Source organism: Pseudorhodoferax sp. Leaf274, from assembly GCF_001422445.1.
Taxonomy (GTDB): Bacteria; Pseudomonadota; Gammaproteobacteria; order Burkholderiales; family Burkholderiaceae_C; genus Pseudorhodoferax.
Genome location: NZ_LMNA01000027.1, coordinates 284,441 through 300,795 on the forward strand (window position 1 = coordinate 284,441; position 16,355 = coordinate 300,795).

Here is a 16,355-nt window from a genome sequence, read left to right on the forward strand (position 1 = left end):
ACCCCATGCACATCGACCCCGCAAGCGCCCTGCTCCCGGCTGGCACCGTGCTGCCACCCAACGAAACCTGCGAGGCGCTGGCGCGCCGGCTGCGCGCGGAGACCGAGGGCGAGGTGCTGTTCGACGCCGGATCGCGCGGGCGCTACGCCACCGATGCGTCGATCTACCAGATCATGCCGGTCGGCGTGCTGGTGCCCAAGACCGCGCGCGACGTGGCGCTGGCCATCGACATCGCACGCGACCTCAAGGTGCCGGTGCTCGCGCGCGGCGGCGGCACCAGCCAGTGCGGCCAGACCACGGGCGCCGCGCTGGTCATCGACAACAGCAAGCACCTGCGCCGCGTGCTCGACATCGACGTGCAGGCCCGCACCGCCACGGTGGAGCCCGGCCTGGTGCTGGACCACCTCAACGCGCAGCTCAAGCCGCACGGCCTGTGGTACCCGGTGGACGTGTCGACCAGCGCCCAGGCCACGCTGGGCGGCATGGCCGGCAACAACTCCTGCGGCTCGCGCTCGATCGCCTACGGCAACATGGTGCACAACGTGCTGGGCGCGCAGGCCTGGCTGTCGGACGGCGAACTCGTCAACTTCGGGCCGGTCGCCGGCCTCGGCGGCCGCGCGGCGGCGATCGCCGACCACGTGCGCAAGCTGGCGGCGCAGCACAGCGCGGAGATCGCCGCGCGCTGGCCCAAGGTCATGCGCCGCGTGGCCGGCTACAACCTGGACATCTTCTACAACCAGAGCGAGAAGCCCTACACAGCCGACGGCAGCGTGAACCTGGCGCACCTGCTGGTCGGCTCCGAAGGCACGCTGGCCGTCACGCGCAGCCTCACGCTGCAATTGAGTGAGCTGCCGCGCGCCAAGGTGCTGGGCATCGTGAACTTCCCGAGCTTCCACGCCGCCATGGACGCGGCGCAGCACATCGTCAAGCTCGGCCCCACGGCGGTCGAACTGGTGGACCGCACCATGATCGAACTGGCGCTGGCCAACCCAGCCTTCCGCCCCACGGTGGAGACCGCGCTGATCGGCAAGCCCGCCGCCATCCTGCTCGTGGAGTTCGCGGGCAGCGAGAAGGCCGCGCTGCTGCCGCAGCTGCGCCAGCTGGTAGAGCTGATGGGCGACCTGGGCCTGCCCGGCAGCGTGGTGCAGATGCCCGACGACGCACCGCAGAAGAACCTGTGGGACGTGCGCAAGGCCGGCCTCAACATCATGATGAGCCTGAAGGGCGACGGCAAACCCGTGAGCTTCATCGAGGACTGCGCCGTGCCGCTCGAGCACCTGGCCGAGTACACCGACGCGCTGACCGAGGTGTTCGCGAAGTACGGCAGCCGCGGCACCTGGTACGCGCACGCTTCCGTGGGCACGCTGCACGTGCGGCCCATCCTGGACATGCGGACCGACGGCGGTGCCAAGATGCGCGCGATCGCCGAAGAGGCCAGCGCGCTCGTGCGCAAATACAAGGGCGCCTTCAGCGGAGAGCACGGCGACGGCCTGTGCCGCGGCGAGTGGATCGAATGGCAGTTCGGCCCGGCCATCAACGCGGCCTTTCGCAGCATCAAGCAGCACCTCGACCCGATCGGCCTGCTCAACCCCGGCAAGATCATCGACCCGCCCAAGATGGACGACGCGGCGCTGCTGCGCTTTGCGCCGCCCGCGTCGCCACGGCCCTACCAGCGCATCGAACTGAAGCCCGTGCTCGACTGGTCGGCCTGGAACGTGCAGGCCGATCCGGTCACCGAGGTGACCACCGCACCCGGCACCGGCGGCGACAGCACGGGCGGCTTCGCCAAGGCCGTGGAGATGTGCAACAACAACGGCCACTGCCGCAAGTTCGACGCCGGCACCATGTGCCCCAGCTACCGTGTGACGCGCGACGAGCAGCACCTCACGCGCGGCCGGGCCAACACCTTGCGCCTCGCGCTCTCGGGCCAGCTGGGCCCCGATGCACTGGCCAGCGAAGAGCTGCACGCCACCATGGACCTGTGCGTGGGATGCAAGGGCTGCAAGCGCGACTGCCCGACCGGTGTGGACATGGCCAAGATGAAGATCGAGTTCCTGGCCCACTACAAGACCCAGCACGGCCACACGCTCAAGGACCGGCTCATCGCGCGCCTGCCCGACTACGCGCACCGCGCCAGCCGCCTGCCCTGGCTCATGAACCTGCGCAACCGGGTGCCGGGCGCGGCCTGGCTGGGCGAGAAGGCGCTGGGCCTGTCGGCGAGGCGTTCACTGCCCGCCTGGCGCAGCGACACCTTCTGGCGCGCGCGCGATGCCCAGCTGTTCGCCGGCCGCGAGGCCACGCTGGCCGCAGCCCAGGCCGGCCAGAAGACCGCCGTGCTGTTCGTCGACACCTTCAACGGCACGTTCGAGACCGAGAACGCGCTGGCCGCCGCGCGCGTGCTCAAGGCCGCCGGCTACCTGCTGCACACGGTCGAGAAGGCCGGCGGCCACCATTGCTGCGGCCGCACCTACCTGGCCAGCGGCATGGTGGACGAAGCGCGCGCCAAGGCCGCGGCGCTGGTCGACGCGCTGGCACCGTTCGCGCAGGCCGGCATCGCCATCGTGGGCCTGGAGCCCTCGTGCCTGCTCACGCTGCGCGACGAGGCGTTGGTCATGGGCCTGGGCGACAAAGCCGTCAGCGTGTCGCAGCAGGCGCTGCTGTTCGAGGAGTTCGTCGCGCGCGAGGCCAAGGCCGGCCGCTTTTCCATCGCGCTACAGCCCGCCGGCAAGCCCATCCTGCTGCACGGCCACTGCCACCAGAAGGCCTTCGGCGCGGTCACGCCGATCCTGGATGTGCTCAGGCTGATCCCGGGCGCCCAGCCCGAGCTGATCGAGAGCAGCTGCTGCGGCATGGCCGGCAGCTTCGGCTACGAGGCTGCGCACTACGCGGTATCCATGCAGATGGCCGAGGCCAGCCTGTTGCCTGCCGTGCGCCAGCAGCCCGACGCCATCGTCGTGGCCGACGGCACCAGCTGCCGCCACCAGATCGCCGACGGCGCTCAGCGCGAAGCCGTGCACGTGGCGGTGCTGCTGGACCGGTTGCGCGCGGCGCGCGCCTGACGCCCGGGCTCAGGCGTTGCGCTTGCGGTCGAAGAAGTGCTGCATGTAGGCAGCCGGCTCGCCGCCCGCATAGGACTGGCCGAACACCGCGATGCTTTGCTGGAGCCCGCGCTCCAGGTGCGGCGCCTCCCAGGCACGCAGCAGCGCCTTCTGCGCGCGCACGCTCTCGGGGCCGTTGGCCAGGATCTCGCGCAGCGTGGCGGCGACGTCCTCGTCCAGTGCCTCGGGCGCCACGCAGTTGGTCAGGTAGCCCCAGCGCTCGGCCTGCGCGCCGTCGATGGCCGCGCCGGTCAGCAGCAGCCAGCGCGTGCGGCCTTCGCCGACCAGGCGCGCCAGCAGGTTGGCGTGGATCACCGACGGGATGCCGATGCGCACCTCCGGCATGGAGAAGTGGCTGGCGGTGCTGCCGATGCGGATGTCGCAGGCCGCTGCCAGCTCCATGCCGCCGCCCATGCACCAGCCGGCCAGGCGCGCGATGGTGGGCACGGGGAAATCGCGCACGGCCTCGCACAGGTCGTGCAGCCGCGTGATGAAGGCGACCGCCGTGTCGGGGTCGAGCCGGGCCAGCTCATGGATGTTGGCGCCGCCGACGAAGGCCTTCTCGCCGCTGCCACGCAGCACCAGCGCGCGCAGCCGCGCATCGCGCGCCAGGCTGCGCAGGGCCTGGGTCATCTCCACGATGGTGGGCGTGTCCAGGATGTTCAGCGCCGTGCCGTTGGCGATCTGCAGCGTGGCGACGCCGGCGTCGTCCAGGTGCAGCTGGGCGTGTTGCAAGGGGTTCATGGCAGGTTCCATCGACGGTGTTGGCGCATCGGAGCATGCGGCAGGCGCCAGGCGATGCGGTCCGCAGTCCGCGCCGTCCGCCCTGTGCTACAGCACGTACTCGAGCGCCCAGTAATGCGGCCACGCATGCATGCGCACCTGGCGCGCCGCGCCTTCGAGCGCGCTGCGCAGCGCCTGCTCCGACGGAAAGTTCTTCAGCACGCGGTGCGTGGAGCCATCCTGCAGGCGGCGCAGCTGGTATGTGTTGCCGAACGCATCCGTCTCTGCGATGGGCGTGCTGCTGCCCTCGACATAGCGGTTGTCGAGGAACACCACCCGTGCGCCCGGGGCAAGCGTGGCGTGCAGCCCCTGCAGGAACAGGGCCACGCGCTCCTGCGGGATGTGCGAGAACCAGAAGCCCGCAAACGCCGCGGAGAAACCGCCCGGACAGGCCGGCAGCCGGTAGGCATCGCCCACCGCGAACAGGGCATGCGCGGCGGTGACACGGCGCCGCGCGATGGACAGTGTTTCCACCGACGCATCGATCCCCAGCATCTCCTGCACGACGGGGGCGAGGAAGCGGCTCCAGTAGCCGGTGCCGCAGGCGACCTCGACCAGCCTGCTGCCGTGGAACACCGTGGGCAGCCAGGCCTCGATCGCACGCAGGTCCGCCTGCCGTTCGGGCTTGTCGTAGACGCGGTCGTACTCCGGCGCCCTGGCGGCGTAGTAGCCCTGCATGGCGTCCGTGCCCATCCGGTTAGCCGCCCCGGCCTAGGCGGCCGGCTTGAACATCGGCAGCATGGCTCCGCCCTCGGCCGCCTTGAACACCAGCTCCACGCGCTGGCCGATGGCCAGGGCATCGAGGTCGCAGTCGACGATGTTGGTCATCATGGTCACGCCCTCGTCCAGCCGCACGTAGGCGATGGCGAATGGGACCGGGCCGACGCGGCGGCACACGGTGAAGCTGTAGATCGCACCCTTGCCCGCCGAGGGCTTGAACGCCGTGCGGTCGGACATGCAGAACGGGCATTGCGTGCGCGGGTACCAGTGCGGCTTGCCGCATTCCTCGCAGTGGCGCACCAGCAGTTGGCCCGCGGCGGTGCCGGCCCAGAACTCGGCGTTGTCGGGGTAGACGACGGGCGCCGGCCAGGTGCGGTCTTGTGCAAGCGTGGTCATGTTCAGGCCCTTTCCATGATGAGCGTGGCACTGCCGTGGCGCGAACCCAGCAGGCCGCCCGTGCCCTGCGCGAGCGCCAGGCCGCAGTTCTTCACCTGCACCGCGGGGTGCGCCTCGCCACGCAACTGGCGCACGGCCTCGATCACCTTGGTGATGCCGCCGCGGTTGGCCGGGTGGTTGTTGCACAGGCCGCCGCCGTCGGTGTTGACGGGCAGCTTGCCGCTGCCCGAGATCAGGTTGCCATCGGCCACGAAGCGGCCGCCCTCGCCGCGCTTGCAGAAACCCAGGTCTTCCAGCTGCATGAGCACGGTGATGGTGAAGCTGTCGTAGATGGAGGCGTACTGGATGTCGGCCGGCTTCACGCCAGCCTCTTCGAACGCACGCGGGCCGGACCACACGGCGCCCGAGTACGACAGGTCGATGTTGCCGCCCTCCTGGCCCTTGAGCGCCTCGCCCGCGCCGAGCACGTTGACGATGGGCCGCTTCAGGCTGCGCGCGATCTCGGGCCGCGTGACGACCAGCGCGCCGCCGCCGTCGCTGACCACGCAGCAGTCGAGCTTGTGCAGCGGGTCGGAGATCATGGGCGAGTTGACGACGTCCTCCACCGTGACCACGTCGCGCAGCATGGCGTGCGGGTTGTGCTGGGCGTGGTGCGACATCGCCACCTTGATCCAGGCCAGCTGCTCGGCCGTCGTGCCCCAGTCGTGCATGTGGCGCATGGCGACCATGGCGTACATGTTCACCGTGACCGGGCCGAACGGCGCCTCGAAGGGCTGGTCGGGCAGGTTGGGCCCCCAGTTGCGCGGCTGCGTGCCGCTGGAAGCCTCGGAGCGCGGGCGCCCGGCCAGCGTGATCAGCGCCACGTTGCACTTGCCGGCAGCAATCGCCTGCGCGGCATGGCCCACGTGGGCCAGGTAGGACGAGCCGCCCATGTCGGTCGAGTCCACATGGCGCGGGTGCAGGCCGATGTGGTCTGCGATGTTCAGCGCGCCCAGGCCCGGCGCGTCGCCGGCGCAGAAGTAGCCATCCACGTCGCCAAGCGTGAGCCCGGCGTCGAGCAGTGCACCGCGCGCCACTTCGGCGTGGAGCTGGGCCACGGTCTTGTCGGGCGCCTTGCGCGTGGGATGTTCGTAGGCGCCGACGATGCAGGCCTGGCGTTTGATGCTCATGGGTCGTGTTCTCCCTCGGTCGGACTTGTTGCAGCGCGGGATCTTCGCAGCGGCCGCGTGGCGCGGCCGTCTCCGTCGGGACAAGGCGCAGCCGTGCCCACTACTGCATCTGCGGCAGGTTGCCGATGCGCAGCAGCATCTCGGTGAACATCTGCATGTCGGCGTCCAGGTCCGCCACTTCCTTGAACTCGTTGGCGTTGTGCGCCGTGTACTTCTTGCCCGGCATGGCGGGGCCGAAGTTGATGGCGTTGGGCATCTGCTTGGCCGTGGTGCTGCCGGCCGTGGACACCGGCGCGGCCGGCAGGCCCGTGGTGTCGCCGAAGATGTTGAGCAGCGTCGCGAGCCAGGCGCCCTTGGGGTCGCGCGCCATCCAGTTGCCCTGGGTGTGGGCCACCTCCACCGCGATGCCGTTGGCCGCGCCCCATGCGCGCACCCTGGCCTGCGTGGCCGCGCTGAGCGCCTCGGGCGTGTTGCCGCGCGGCATGCGCACGTTGGCCGTGACCTCGACCTTGCCCGCGTTCTCGCGCACCAGCGTGGGCGAGGCCGTCAGCGGGCCCATGAAGCTGTCGGCATAGGCCAGGCCCATCCTGTTGCCCAGGTAGTCCAGGCCGAACAGGTCGGCGATGTAGCGCGTGGCCTGGGCGTAGCCGTTGTCGGCCAGTGGCACGCCGGCCGTCTGCAGGAACAGCGCCAGGCGCGGCAGCGGGTTCACGCCCTCCTCGGGCCGCGAACCGTGGGCCGAGGTGCCGGTGACCTTGATGTCCACGCCATCGGCGCGCGGCGCCACCTCGATGGCGAACTTGCCCTGCGCGGTGTACTGCTGCACGAATGCGGTGGCGGCAGCCTTCAGCCTGCTGGCCAGCGCCGCCGGATCAGCAGCCTGCAGCCGCGCCGTGGCGGTCTGCGGAATTGCGTTGGCGGATGCCGCGCCGGCCAGCGCCGTGATCGTGGCGGCACCCGCTGCAGCCGGGCGTGCCAGGCCCACGGCAAAGCCTGCACGCAGCGCGCCCGTGCCCTTCTCGGCCACCACCGCTGGGTAGCGGCTGTCGAGCACGATGTTGTACTGGGGCAGCTGCGTGCGCTGCTGGTAGTAGCGGATCGCGTCGCCGCCGGTTTCCTCGGTCGTGTCGACCATGAGGCGGATGGTGCGGGCCAGCGGCAGGCCGCTGTCCTTCACCGCCTTCATGGCGTAGAGCACGGTGGCGATCGAGCCCTTGTCGTCGATGCTGCCGCGGCCATAGAGAAGGTCACCCGCGGGGCCGCCCACGCGCGTGAGCTTGAACGGATCGAGCCTGGTGCCGTCTTCGAGCACCCATTCGCTGGCGACCACGGGCACCACGTCGGCGTGCGTGAGGATGCCGAACTCCTCGCCACCGCTGCCCGCCAGCCGCACCTCGAAGACGCGGTTGTCGACGTTGCGGTATTGCAGGCCGAAGTCCGTGGCCATGCGGCCGAGCAGCTGGCCGAAGGCGATGATCTGCGGGTCTTCGTGCGGCGGCATGCTGCCGCGCACCGTGGGCAACGCCACCATGCGCGCGGTGGCGTCGATGACGCCGGCCTGGTTCGACAGCCTGTTGTGCAGGCCCAGCAGGCGCGCGGCCTGCAGCGATTCAGCGTCCGTCAGCGCCTCGCGCCGCTGCACGCGCTGGGCCAGCGGCGCCAGCGCAGGCCGGTCCTGTGCCACCTGGGCCAGGAATGCTGCGAACGATGCCGGCACGCGGCCCTGCTGCTGCGCAGCGATCTGGTCGAGTTCGGGCTTCTTGAGCGGGCTTGCCGGCGCTGTGCCGGTGGAGGTGGCGCAGCCGGCGAAGGCCAGCACGGCGGCGATGCTCGCCAGCCGGAAAGGAAGGGGGGTCATGGGGGCTCCTCGGGTCAAGCGCCCAAGCTTAGCCCCATGCGGCTCAGGGAACGGCGACGGCCACCTGGCCCGTGGCGAAGAAGCTGCGCAGGTTCTCCAGCACCAGGTCGCCCATGGCCTTGCGCGTCTCGTGCGTGCCGCTGGCCAGGTGCGGCAGCAGCACGGCGTTCTCGCAGGCGATCAGGCGGGCGGGCACGCGCGGCTCGTCTTCATAGACGTCCAGGCCGGCACCGGCGATGGTCTTGTTCTCCAGCGCCTCGACCAGCGCCGCTTCGTCCACCACCGTGCCGCGCGCGATGTTGACGAGGAAGCCCTTGGGGCCCAGCGCGGCGAGGATCTCGCGCGAGATCAAGTGGCGCGATTCGGCACCACCCGCGGCCGCCACGACCAGGAAGTCGGCCCAGCGCGCCAGGCCTTCGAGCGTGGCCTCGTAGCCTTCGACGCCCTCGACCGGACGCCGGTTGTGGTAGCGCACCTCCATGTCGAAGCCGCTCGCGCGGTGTGCGATCACGCGGCCGATGCGGCCCAGGCCCACGATGCCGAGCTTCTTGCCGCTCACGCGCGTGGCCAGCGGGTACGGACCCTTGAGCCAGTCGCCGCGGCGCAGGTAGCGGTCGGAATCGCTGAAGCGGCGCGCCGCGTCGATCACCAGGCCGAACGCCGTGTCGGCCACGCAGTCGTTCAGCACGTCAGGCGTGTAGCCCACGGGGATATTGCGCGCGCGGGCGGCGGCCACGTCGACCTTGTCGAAACCGACGCCGAAGCTGGAGATGACCTTCAGGTTGGGCAGCGCCGCGATGGTGGCACCGTCGATGCCGACACCGGCGCTCGTGGCCACGCCCACGAAGCCGGCGCCTTCCCGCGCGAGATAGGCCTTGGGATCGGCCTCGCCGGCCAGCAGGTGGATGTCGTACTGGGCGGCCAAGGCTTGCTCGGTGGCGGGCAGCAGCTTGCCGATCTGGAGGATGCGTGGTCGGGTCATGGAGCAGAAGTCCGGTCGGTTGAAAGGAGGGTCGATGCGGCTCAGACAGCGTGGGCCGACTCCGGCGAGGATACGGGAGCGTGCGCCAGCGCCGCGACCTCGGCAGGCGCAAGCGCTTTCATGCGGTGGTCGCTCCAGACCTGGCGCCAGCGCCGCGCGCCAGGCAGGCCGTGGCGCAGGCCCATCATGTGGCGCGCGATCGCGTGCCAGTGGGTGCCGTGCGCGCGCGCCTCGCGTTCCATGTAGCGCAGCATCTCTTCTTCGACCCATTCGCGCGTGCGCGCAGGCTCGTCGGGCAGGCCGAAGAAGGCGCTGTCCCACTCGGCCAGCCACCAGGGGTTGTGGTAGGCCTCCCGGCCCAGCATGGCGCCGTCCAGCATGGCGAGTTGCTCACCCACCTGCGCCGTGGTCTTGAGGCCGCCGTTGATGACGATGGCGAGCGCCGGGAAGTCGCGCTTGAGCTGGTGCACGAGTTCGTAGCGCAGCGGCGGGATCTCGCGGTTCTCCTTGGGAGACAGGCCCTTGAGCCAGGCATTGCGCGCGTGCACGATGAAGGTGCGGCAGCCGGCTTCGCTGACGGTGCCGACGAAGTCCCGCACGAAGCCGTAGTCCTCGCCGCGGTCGATACCGACGCGGTGCTTGACGGTCACCGGCACGCTGACGGCATCGACCATCGCCTTCACGCCATCGGCCACCAGCTGCGGCTCGGCCATCAGGCAGGCCCCGAAGGCACCGCGCTGCACGCGTTCGGAAGGGCAGCCGCAGTTGAGGTTGATCTCGTCGTAGCCCCACTGCTCGCCCAAGCGGGCGCAGTGCGCCAGATCGGCCGGTTCGCTGCCACCCAGCTGCAAGGCAACCGGGTGCTCGCTCGCGTCCAACCGCAGATGCCGCGCCACATCGCCATGCAACAGCGCCCCTGTCGTCACCATCTCCGTGTACAGGCGCGCGCGCCGCGACAGCAGGCGGTGGAAGTAGCGGCAATGCCGGTCGGTCCAGTCCAGCATCGGGGCAACAGAAATGTGCAGCTCCGAGGGAAAACCCCTTTTCTCTGTGAAAACGCTGTCTGCGCTTGATGTTGGATTCAACTTGGTTCGCCTGAATTTGCCGTGATTTTTGGGGTCGAGTGCTACATTTGGTGCAACACAAATTTCATGTTGCACCGACCCATGGGAACAATTATCCGTCGCCGCCGGAAAGACGGCTCGATCGGGCACACCGCCCAGATCCGCATCAAGAAGGACGGCAAGGTGGTGCACACCGAAACCCAGACGTTCGACCGGGAATCGCCGGCGCGGCTTTGGATGGCCCAGCGCGAGGAGGCCCTCGCCAAGCCTGGGGCGCTAGTCAAGAAGGAAGATCCGACGCTGGCCGGCGTGATCAACACCTACCTGGCCGACAAGCTCAAGCCGCACGGCGTGACGAAAGACCAGGTACTGCGCACGATCAAGAACTCGTGGCTCGGCCAGCTGCGCTGCTCGGAGATCAAGAGCACCACGATCATCCGCTACCTGCAGGAACTGGAATCGCAGCCGCAGACCAGGGGCAACTACCTCTCGCACCTGTCGGCAGTGTTCAAGGTGGCCAGGCCCGCCTGGGGCTACCCGCTGGATGTGGCCGCCGTGGAAGACGCGCGCGTGGTCGCTGACAAGCTGGGCCTGATCGCCCGCTCGCGCTCGCGCACGCGCCGGCCCACCCTGGCCGAGCTGGAAAAGCTCTTAGCTCACTACTCCGTGTACGAGCGAAAGCGGTCCGACTCGATCCCGATGACACAACTGATCCTTTTCAGCATTTTCTCGACGCGCCGGCAGGAAGAAACATGTCGGATTCTCGCCGAGGACGTAAACGAGCAGCAAAGCCAGGTGATTGTGCGCGACATGAAAAACCCCGGCGAGAAGATCGGCAATGACGTGCACACGACATTAACTCCAGAGGCGCTGCAGCTGATCAAGGCGCGCGGCGTGACGAAGGGAAGGATCTGGCCCTACAACGCGGAGTCTGTCAGCTCATCGTTTACCCGAGCGTGCAAGTTTTTAGGGATAGAGGATCTGCATTTCCATGATCTTCGACATGAAGGAGTCAGCCGCCTCTTTGAAATGGGATGGACCATACCGCATGTTGCTATGGTTTCAGGCCATCGCTCATGGAAAGGGCTCCAGCGATACACCCATGTCAAACAAACCGGCGACAAGTATGAAGGCTGGCAATCCCGGCTCAAATAATCACTTGAGATCCAATAGCACTACCAGTTCAACCCACATGAAATCTCTTTTTCCAGGTTATTACCCACTATCAGACGAGCAATATAAGCTGCTCTGGAAAGAAGCAATCATTGTTCCAGACACAAATGTACTCTTAAATCTCTATCGTTATCCGGAGCGCGCCAGAGAGGATTTCTTGAATGCACTAAATTTACTCCGAGATCGCCTTTGGATCCCCCATCAAGTGGCCCTCGAGTTTCAACGTAACCGTCTAAAAGTGATCGAGGCAGCTTGGAGCCTGTCAGGAAATGAACAGGCAAAGTCAAGCGAACAACTGAGCAGTATTGTTGCAGGTTTTCAGAAACTTGAAATTGAAAAGCGCTCGAAATCTATCGATGTTGACAAAATACTCTCGGACCTCCGAGTTGCACATGCCCGCTTGGTCGATTCAATAGTGGAAATACATCGCAGTCAACTGGAGGTTTCTTCCTCCGATCCAATAAGGGATCGAATTGACGATCTACTGTACGGATCGATAGGCGAAGGCCCTAAGACGCAGCAGGAGTTAGACAGCCTTACGGAGGGCGGAGAGGATCGGTACAGCAAGGAAATTCCACCTGGCTATCACGATGCTGATAAAGAGAAAAACCCTAAGTTCGCGGAGTTCATCCACAACCATTTGGTTTATAAAGCCAAGTTCGGCGATTTGATTCTTTGGCGGCAAATAATTAATCACGCAAAAGGCCGGAACATCAAGCACCTGATTATCGTCACAGGAGACCAGAAGCCGGATTGGTGGTGGCGAGAGCATGGAAAGACTATGGGCCCACATCAAGAATTGGTGTCCGAAATTCTGAGGAACACCCCCGTTGAACTATTCTGGATGTATTCGTCCGACCAGTTCCTCGCTAATGCGCACAAGCAGTTGAATGCGCCCATTGCCGATCAATCGGTTCAGCAGGTTCAGCAGGTTCAGCTGGTAGAGTCCGAGCACGACAGAATCGAAGCTGCAAATCGTCTATTTGAGAATAGTGCCACCTTAACGAGTTATTTGGGACTTGACGATATAGAGCCCGTTCGATATCCAATGAGCCAAATAACGAGAATAGTACAAAATTGGCTATCGTCTCAGTTTGGCGAAGTGATAGAAATTAGCAAGGGAATTCAAAAGAGACTGCTAGCCCACAGAGGCGACGGACTTGAGACGTTTGATGTCATCCGACTATCTTCGCTTAATACTGGCGTATTAATGGAGAAAATTAAGTACAGTAATTGGGAGCAGGACGAAATAATACTTGATGACGAGGATTTCAAGCGAACTTTGATTGTCGTTCTTGGCCAAGAACCTCAAAACGCTCTTTTCTCTAACAATAGAGGGAGACGGTTTCTCAACCATTTGCAAGAATTAGTCAATAATTCGAAGATTGAGACGGTCCTAATCGGAACGATAGTTAAGCAAGAGTTCGAATTGATCCTTCGAATTCACCGAGATACGCAGCGCCCCTAGAAGCTGTGAATTGGGAAACGAAGCGCGCCACTTGACTCATCCAAATGCAGATGATGGCGCTGGGCTGTCACCCGGAAAAGATCGTGTTGCGCGCACCCGGCCTCCGCTGACGGCTACGCCGCTGCACATCCGAGCTCGGCCCGCTTATACTGTTTGCATGAACAGTGCTCTAGACGAAGAACGTGAGCGACGTCACACCATGGTTTGAACCTGGCAGCGGCTTCTATCGCATGGGCCAATGGGCACCCGGAAGCATTGCCGACAAGGAAGCTCGCCCGAAAGCAGCTTACCGCTGCGTCATCTACCGCATGCGCCGGCCACGCACCGGCGCCAAGCTCGCGCCGGGCGAGGTGCTACTCCAGACACCGGTCAGCGCCGGCATCATCTGCACTGACCGCTTCACAGGGCCGCACTGGCATGCCGAGGCCCTTGAGCTGCCAGGCCTTGATCGCCAACTGCTGCAGATGCACGAGGTGCGCCTGGTGCGCGTCCGCGGCGGATTTCGCCAGTACCAGGGCATTGAGTACGGCGAGAAGGCACTGACGAGTTGGAACCAGACGTGGTTTTGCGCGCCCAATCAGGCCGCCGCCATAGCAGTGCTGGATCAGATGGCCGCATCCAGATAGCCGCCGCTCCGACCCTCGAACAACGCGGATCAGTCCGGCAGCTCAACGAATCCCGTGACCGGCGCGGCCGGGTTGGCTTTGATGTCGGCCAGGTCGATGTACTGCCAGCCTGGCTGCAGTGGGTCGGTCTTCGCATAGGGAAGCAGCTTGCCGGGCCCGCGCAGGGCCCAGACCCTGGCCGCCCCTTCACGCTGCATCTCGGCGGCCATGTCGCGCCAGTGCGCGCGGTTCATTTCAGCCTTCAGCCCGCGAATCTCGCACTGGTCCTGCGGCTGGCCGAAGTGCGGCTGCCGCCACACGACCGTGCCAGCGCCGATGTAGGGATCGCCCGGCAACGCGCCGGGGCGGAAGATGCGGATCAGACCCGTGAGCTTGCGGTAGACCAGCGAGCGGCCGACGAACTCCAGGAAGCCGGCGACCTTCTCGTAGCGGACGAGGCCGGTCATCGCGGCCAAGCCTCCACGAGGCCGGCGCGCTTCGCGCGCTCGCACCCGTAGGCGCCGATCCACTCCACCGTCCAGGCCGACAACTGCTGCGCGCTGGCGTTGCTTTCCAAGTCAGCGGGTGTCGAGCACGGCGTCGACAGCGCCACAGGCGGCGGGTCGATCTTCGCGGGCACAGCGCGCGGCGTCGTTGAGCAGCCGGACAGCGTCAGCAGGCACAGGGCAAACAGCCAGGGGTTGAGTCGCACGTTCGATCTCCTTGACAGTCTTGGTGAGGTAGCGGTCCCGGTACACCGTCTGCACAACGATGCGCTCCTCAACCTGGGCAGAACGCCCTCGGTTCTCATCGGCCTGGCGGACGGCCGCCCGATCCGCCGCGGCCACATGGGCGTCGAACCTGATCTGGACAGCTTGGGCGCCCTGGCGGTAGGCGTACCAGTGCGTGCCGGCCAGCGCCGCCGCCAGCAGCGCTGCGCCGACTATGCGAAGGTCAATCACGGCTGCACCTCACGATCTCGGACGGCCAAGGTGTGGGCCATGGACCGCCGACGCGCTTGAACGCGCACGGCCACAGCCTCGGGCCCATGGCCACGAAGAGGCCGCCCGTCCAGCGCCAGCTGTCGGGCAGCCCCAGCGCCTCGGCAGTCGCCTCATGGCAATACCAACGGTCGGCGGTCTGGCTCAGCACTCCGAGCGCGAAGCGCGCGGGGCCCAGCACGTCGTAGCGCGCGCCGGCGTTGTCCGCGAACCATCGGCGCGCGGGCGCCTCAAGGTGGTCCGGCAGGTCGAAGAAGTCCCAGCGGTCGGCCGCGTAGTGCTCAGGCGGCATGCGCCGCAGTTGCACGCCGCCATCCATCCAGGCCGAACCGGTGATGCGGTCGCTGAAGATCAATTCGCCGTGGCTCCAGCGCGTGTGATCGAGCTTGGCGCCGAGCTTGTGGGCCAGAGCCATGCGCCATCCAGGCAGCGGGGCGCGCAAGAGGGCGAGCCTCATGCGACCCCCAGGAACTGCCGCACGCGCGCGTGGTTGCGGCCCCACTTGGCCCGCAGCTCGGCGCGCTCCGCGGGCGTGCCGCGTGTCCATGCACCCGGCCGCCAGGCGCGCAGGTACAGCAGCCACGCGCCCTCCTCGTCGGCAGGCGTGGGCAGCGCAGCAGGCTCAGACCACAGCAGCAGGCGCGCCAGGCCGGCGGCCAGCACATCGTCCCGCTCGATCGCGTCCCAGATCGCCGCATCGGTCGCCGCCACGCCGCGCGCACGGTAGAGCGATGCCGCCAGACTGGCCGTGGCCACATGCAGCCGCACGCCGCGCACCATGCCACCGCCGATCTCCGCCTGCCAAAACGACTTGGCCGGCCCGGTTGGTCGCGGCGGGCTGCCGACCAGCTGACGGCGCTCCGTGAAGCGGCTCTCCTGCAGGCCGATGGCGAGAAGCATGATGCGTGCGCGCGGCGTGTCCATGGTTGCAGGCAGCAACGCTAGCGCTGGCCCAATGCCTTGGGCCGAGATTTCGTCAAGGGTCATCAGCGGTCTCCGAGGGGCGCGGGCATCGAGGCCGCGGGTTCAGGCGGCGCCGCGCCGCGCAGGCGCTGGCGCGCGTTGGCAATGGCGTCGGCCGTGAAGCGATCGACGATGCCGAGCCAGCGGCCGCGGCTGGCGCCGGCGGCCACGATGATCAGCACGCGGAAGTCGCGGGTGATGGCCGGCAGCTCCATGGACGTGAGCCCGGCTGACCAGCTGTTGTAGCCCTGGATCAGCAAAAAGGCCGCGGCGCCACCGAACAGCGCCACCACCATGTCCTTGACGAGCACGAGGCGCACATTGCCGACCAATTGCTCGTTGGAAACCAGGGTCAGGATGGTGCGAGCCGCGCCACCCACCAGACCGGCCGCGAAGGCCAGCAGCAGGGACACCCAGTCGTAGCCCGCCAGGTCCTGGGCCAGCGTGGACTGCGCGTAGCAGAGCGCGCTGTACGTCGTGAGCCATGCCAGGATGAAGAGGTCAACGCGTCTGCGCATTGATGCACTCCCGCAGTTGTTGGGCGTTGAGCGACACGCCGTAGGCACCGCCCACCAGCAACGAGCCCATGGCGCGCAGCCCATAGGCCCACTCCACCGCGCCAAGGTCGAGCGGCGTGGCCAGCGCCGCGAGGTAGAGCCAGACGACCGCAGCACCGACCGCGCCACGGGCAGCCATCCGGCGCGGCCAGGCCATGTGCAGCGTGCGTGGAAAGCAAAGCAGCGCGACGAGGTGTGGCAGCGTGAGCAGCAGGCAGGCCGAGAATGCGGCCGCCACCAGGTACACCGACGGCGCCATGCCTGCCACTCGGGACACGAGCGACTCAGGCACCAGGAACAGGTAGAACAGCGGCTCGGCCATGGACACTAGGAAGCCAGCGGTCACGATGGCTGCCAAGGTACGCACTTCGGCCTTGTCTTGGTTGCGCGGCAGCGCACAGGTGTCCTCGACCCACCTGCGCAGGTCAACGACGATCGGTGTGGCCTTGCTCATGGCATTTGCCGGGCTTGCGCAGGGACCGGTCTGGCTTGGGCATGTGTCATCGGGAGCCTTTCGG

Annotated in this window: 17 protein-coding genes; 4 read left to right on the top strand and 13 right to left on the bottom strand. The window is 66.9% G+C overall.

Going from position 1 to position 16,355, the window contains the following annotated elements; genetic code table 11:
• The first annotated feature begins 5 nt into the window (after positions 1 to 5).
• Positions 6 to 3,059 (top strand): FAD-binding and (Fe-S)-binding domain-containing protein, encoded by a 3,054-nt coding sequence (locus ASF44_RS23630; protein ID WP_056901696.1) that lies wholly within the window; start codon positions 6 to 8, stop codon positions 3,057 to 3,059.
• A gap of 9 nt (positions 3,060 to 3,068) precedes the next feature.
• Here ASF44_RS23630 and ASF44_RS23635 read toward each other — a convergent pair whose 3' ends face one another.
• From ASF44_RS23635 to dusA, 7 genes are all read right to left on the bottom strand, one after another.
• Positions 3,069 to 3,842, bottom strand: a complete 774-nt coding sequence (locus ASF44_RS23635; protein ID WP_082524992.1) for an enoyl-CoA hydratase — start codon at positions 3,840 to 3,842, stop codon at positions 3,069 to 3,071.
• 87 nt (positions 3,843 to 3,929) lie between these two features.
• On the bottom strand, positions 3,930 to 4,574 hold the full coding sequence (locus tag ASF44_RS23640) for a bifunctional 2-polyprenyl-6-hydroxyphenol methylase/3-demethylubiquinol 3-O-methyltransferase UbiG (RefSeq protein WP_056901698.1): 645 nt from the start codon (positions 4,572 to 4,574) through the stop codon (positions 3,930 to 3,932).
• A gap of 18 nt (positions 4,575 to 4,592) precedes the next feature.
• A complete protein-coding gene (locus tag ASF44_RS23645) occupies positions 4,593 to 4,997 on the bottom strand; it encodes a Zn-ribbon domain-containing OB-fold protein (RefSeq protein WP_056901699.1) in 405 nt (134 codons plus the stop codon).
• A gap of 2 nt (positions 4,998 to 4,999) precedes the next feature.
• Entirely contained in the window at positions 5,000 to 6,166 is a 1,167-nt protein-coding gene (locus ASF44_RS23650) for a thiolase domain-containing protein (protein ID WP_056901700.1), read from the bottom strand.
• A gap of 100 nt (positions 6,167 to 6,266) precedes the next feature.
• A complete protein-coding gene (locus ASF44_RS23655; RefSeq protein WP_056901701.1) occupies positions 6,267 to 8,024 on the bottom strand; it encodes a dipeptidase in 1,758 nt (585 codons plus the stop codon).
• A 43-nt stretch (positions 8,025 to 8,067) separates the two neighbouring features.
• Complete coding sequence (locus tag ASF44_RS23660; RefSeq protein ID WP_056901702.1) at positions 8,068 to 9,006, bottom strand: 2-hydroxyacid dehydrogenase; 939 nt, start codon at positions 9,004 to 9,006, stop codon at positions 8,068 to 8,070.
• Positions 9,007 to 9,047: 41 nt separating this feature from the next.
• On the bottom strand, positions 9,048 to 10,031 hold the full coding sequence (gene dusA / locus ASF44_RS23665; protein ID WP_255358223.1) for a tRNA dihydrouridine(20/20a) synthase DusA: 984 nt from the start codon (positions 10,029 to 10,031) through the stop codon (positions 9,048 to 9,050).
• Between the two features lie 126 nt (positions 10,032 to 10,157).
• Between dusA and ASF44_RS23670 the strand changes: the two genes are divergently transcribed.
• The 3 genes from ASF44_RS23670 to ASF44_RS23675 all read left to right on the top strand — a co-directional run bounded on the left by ASF44_RS23670 (position 10,158) and on the right by ASF44_RS23675 (position 13,337).
• Positions 10,158 to 11,225, top strand: a complete 1,068-nt coding sequence (locus tag ASF44_RS23670) for a tyrosine-type recombinase/integrase (protein WP_235579321.1) — start codon at positions 10,158 to 10,160, stop codon at positions 11,223 to 11,225.
• A gap of 37 nt (positions 11,226 to 11,262) precedes the next feature.
• Positions 11,263 to 12,711 carry a PIN-like domain-containing protein gene (locus tag ASF44_RS32035; protein ID WP_156374643.1) on the top strand — a complete coding sequence of 483 codons (1,449 nt, stop codon included), beginning with the start codon at positions 11,263 to 11,265 and terminating at the stop codon, positions 12,709 to 12,711.
• A 182-nt stretch (positions 12,712 to 12,893) separates the two neighbouring features.
• Positions 12,894 to 13,337 (top strand): hypothetical protein, encoded by a 444-nt coding sequence (locus ASF44_RS23675; protein WP_156374644.1) that lies wholly within the window; start codon positions 12,894 to 12,896, stop codon positions 13,335 to 13,337.
• A 29-nt stretch (positions 13,338 to 13,366) separates the two neighbouring features.
• Here the strand turns inward: ASF44_RS23675 and ASF44_RS23680 are convergent, their stop codons facing one another.
• The 6 genes from ASF44_RS23680 to ASF44_RS23705 all read right to left on the bottom strand — a co-directional run bounded on the left by ASF44_RS23680 (position 13,367) and on the right by ASF44_RS23705 (position 16,291).
• On the bottom strand, positions 13,367 to 13,783 hold the full coding sequence (locus tag ASF44_RS23680) for a hypothetical protein (RefSeq protein WP_056901705.1): 417 nt from the start codon (positions 13,781 to 13,783) through the stop codon (positions 13,367 to 13,369).
• A 111-nt stretch (positions 13,784 to 13,894) separates the two neighbouring features.
• Entirely contained in the window at positions 13,895 to 14,278 is a 384-nt protein-coding gene (locus ASF44_RS23685) for a hypothetical protein (RefSeq protein ID WP_056901706.1), read from the bottom strand.
• Positions 14,271 to 14,732 (bottom strand): hypothetical protein, encoded by a 462-nt coding sequence (locus tag ASF44_RS23690; protein WP_056901707.1) that lies wholly within the window; start codon positions 14,730 to 14,732, stop codon positions 14,271 to 14,273. Before ASF44_RS23690 ends, ASF44_RS23685 begins: the two co-directional genes overlap by 8 nt.
• Positions 14,733 to 14,770: 38 nt before the next feature.
• Positions 14,771 to 15,304 carry a hypothetical protein gene (locus ASF44_RS23695; protein ID WP_056901708.1) on the bottom strand — a complete coding sequence of 178 codons (534 nt, stop codon included), beginning with the start codon at positions 15,302 to 15,304 and terminating at the stop codon, positions 14,771 to 14,773.
• The gene (locus tag ASF44_RS23700) at positions 15,304 to 15,798 is read right to left on the bottom strand and encodes a hypothetical protein (RefSeq protein ID WP_056901709.1); all 495 of its coding nucleotides are present in this window, start codon (positions 15,796 to 15,798) and stop codon (positions 15,304 to 15,306) included. The genes ASF44_RS23695 and ASF44_RS23700 overlap by 1 nt, the downstream gene beginning before the upstream one ends.
• Positions 15,782 to 16,291 carry a hypothetical protein gene (locus ASF44_RS23705; RefSeq protein WP_056901710.1) on the bottom strand — a complete coding sequence of 170 codons (510 nt, stop codon included), beginning with the start codon at positions 16,289 to 16,291 and terminating at the stop codon, positions 15,782 to 15,784. The genes ASF44_RS23700 and ASF44_RS23705 overlap by 17 nt, the downstream gene beginning before the upstream one ends.
• Positions 16,292 to 16,355 lie beyond the last annotated feature (64 nt).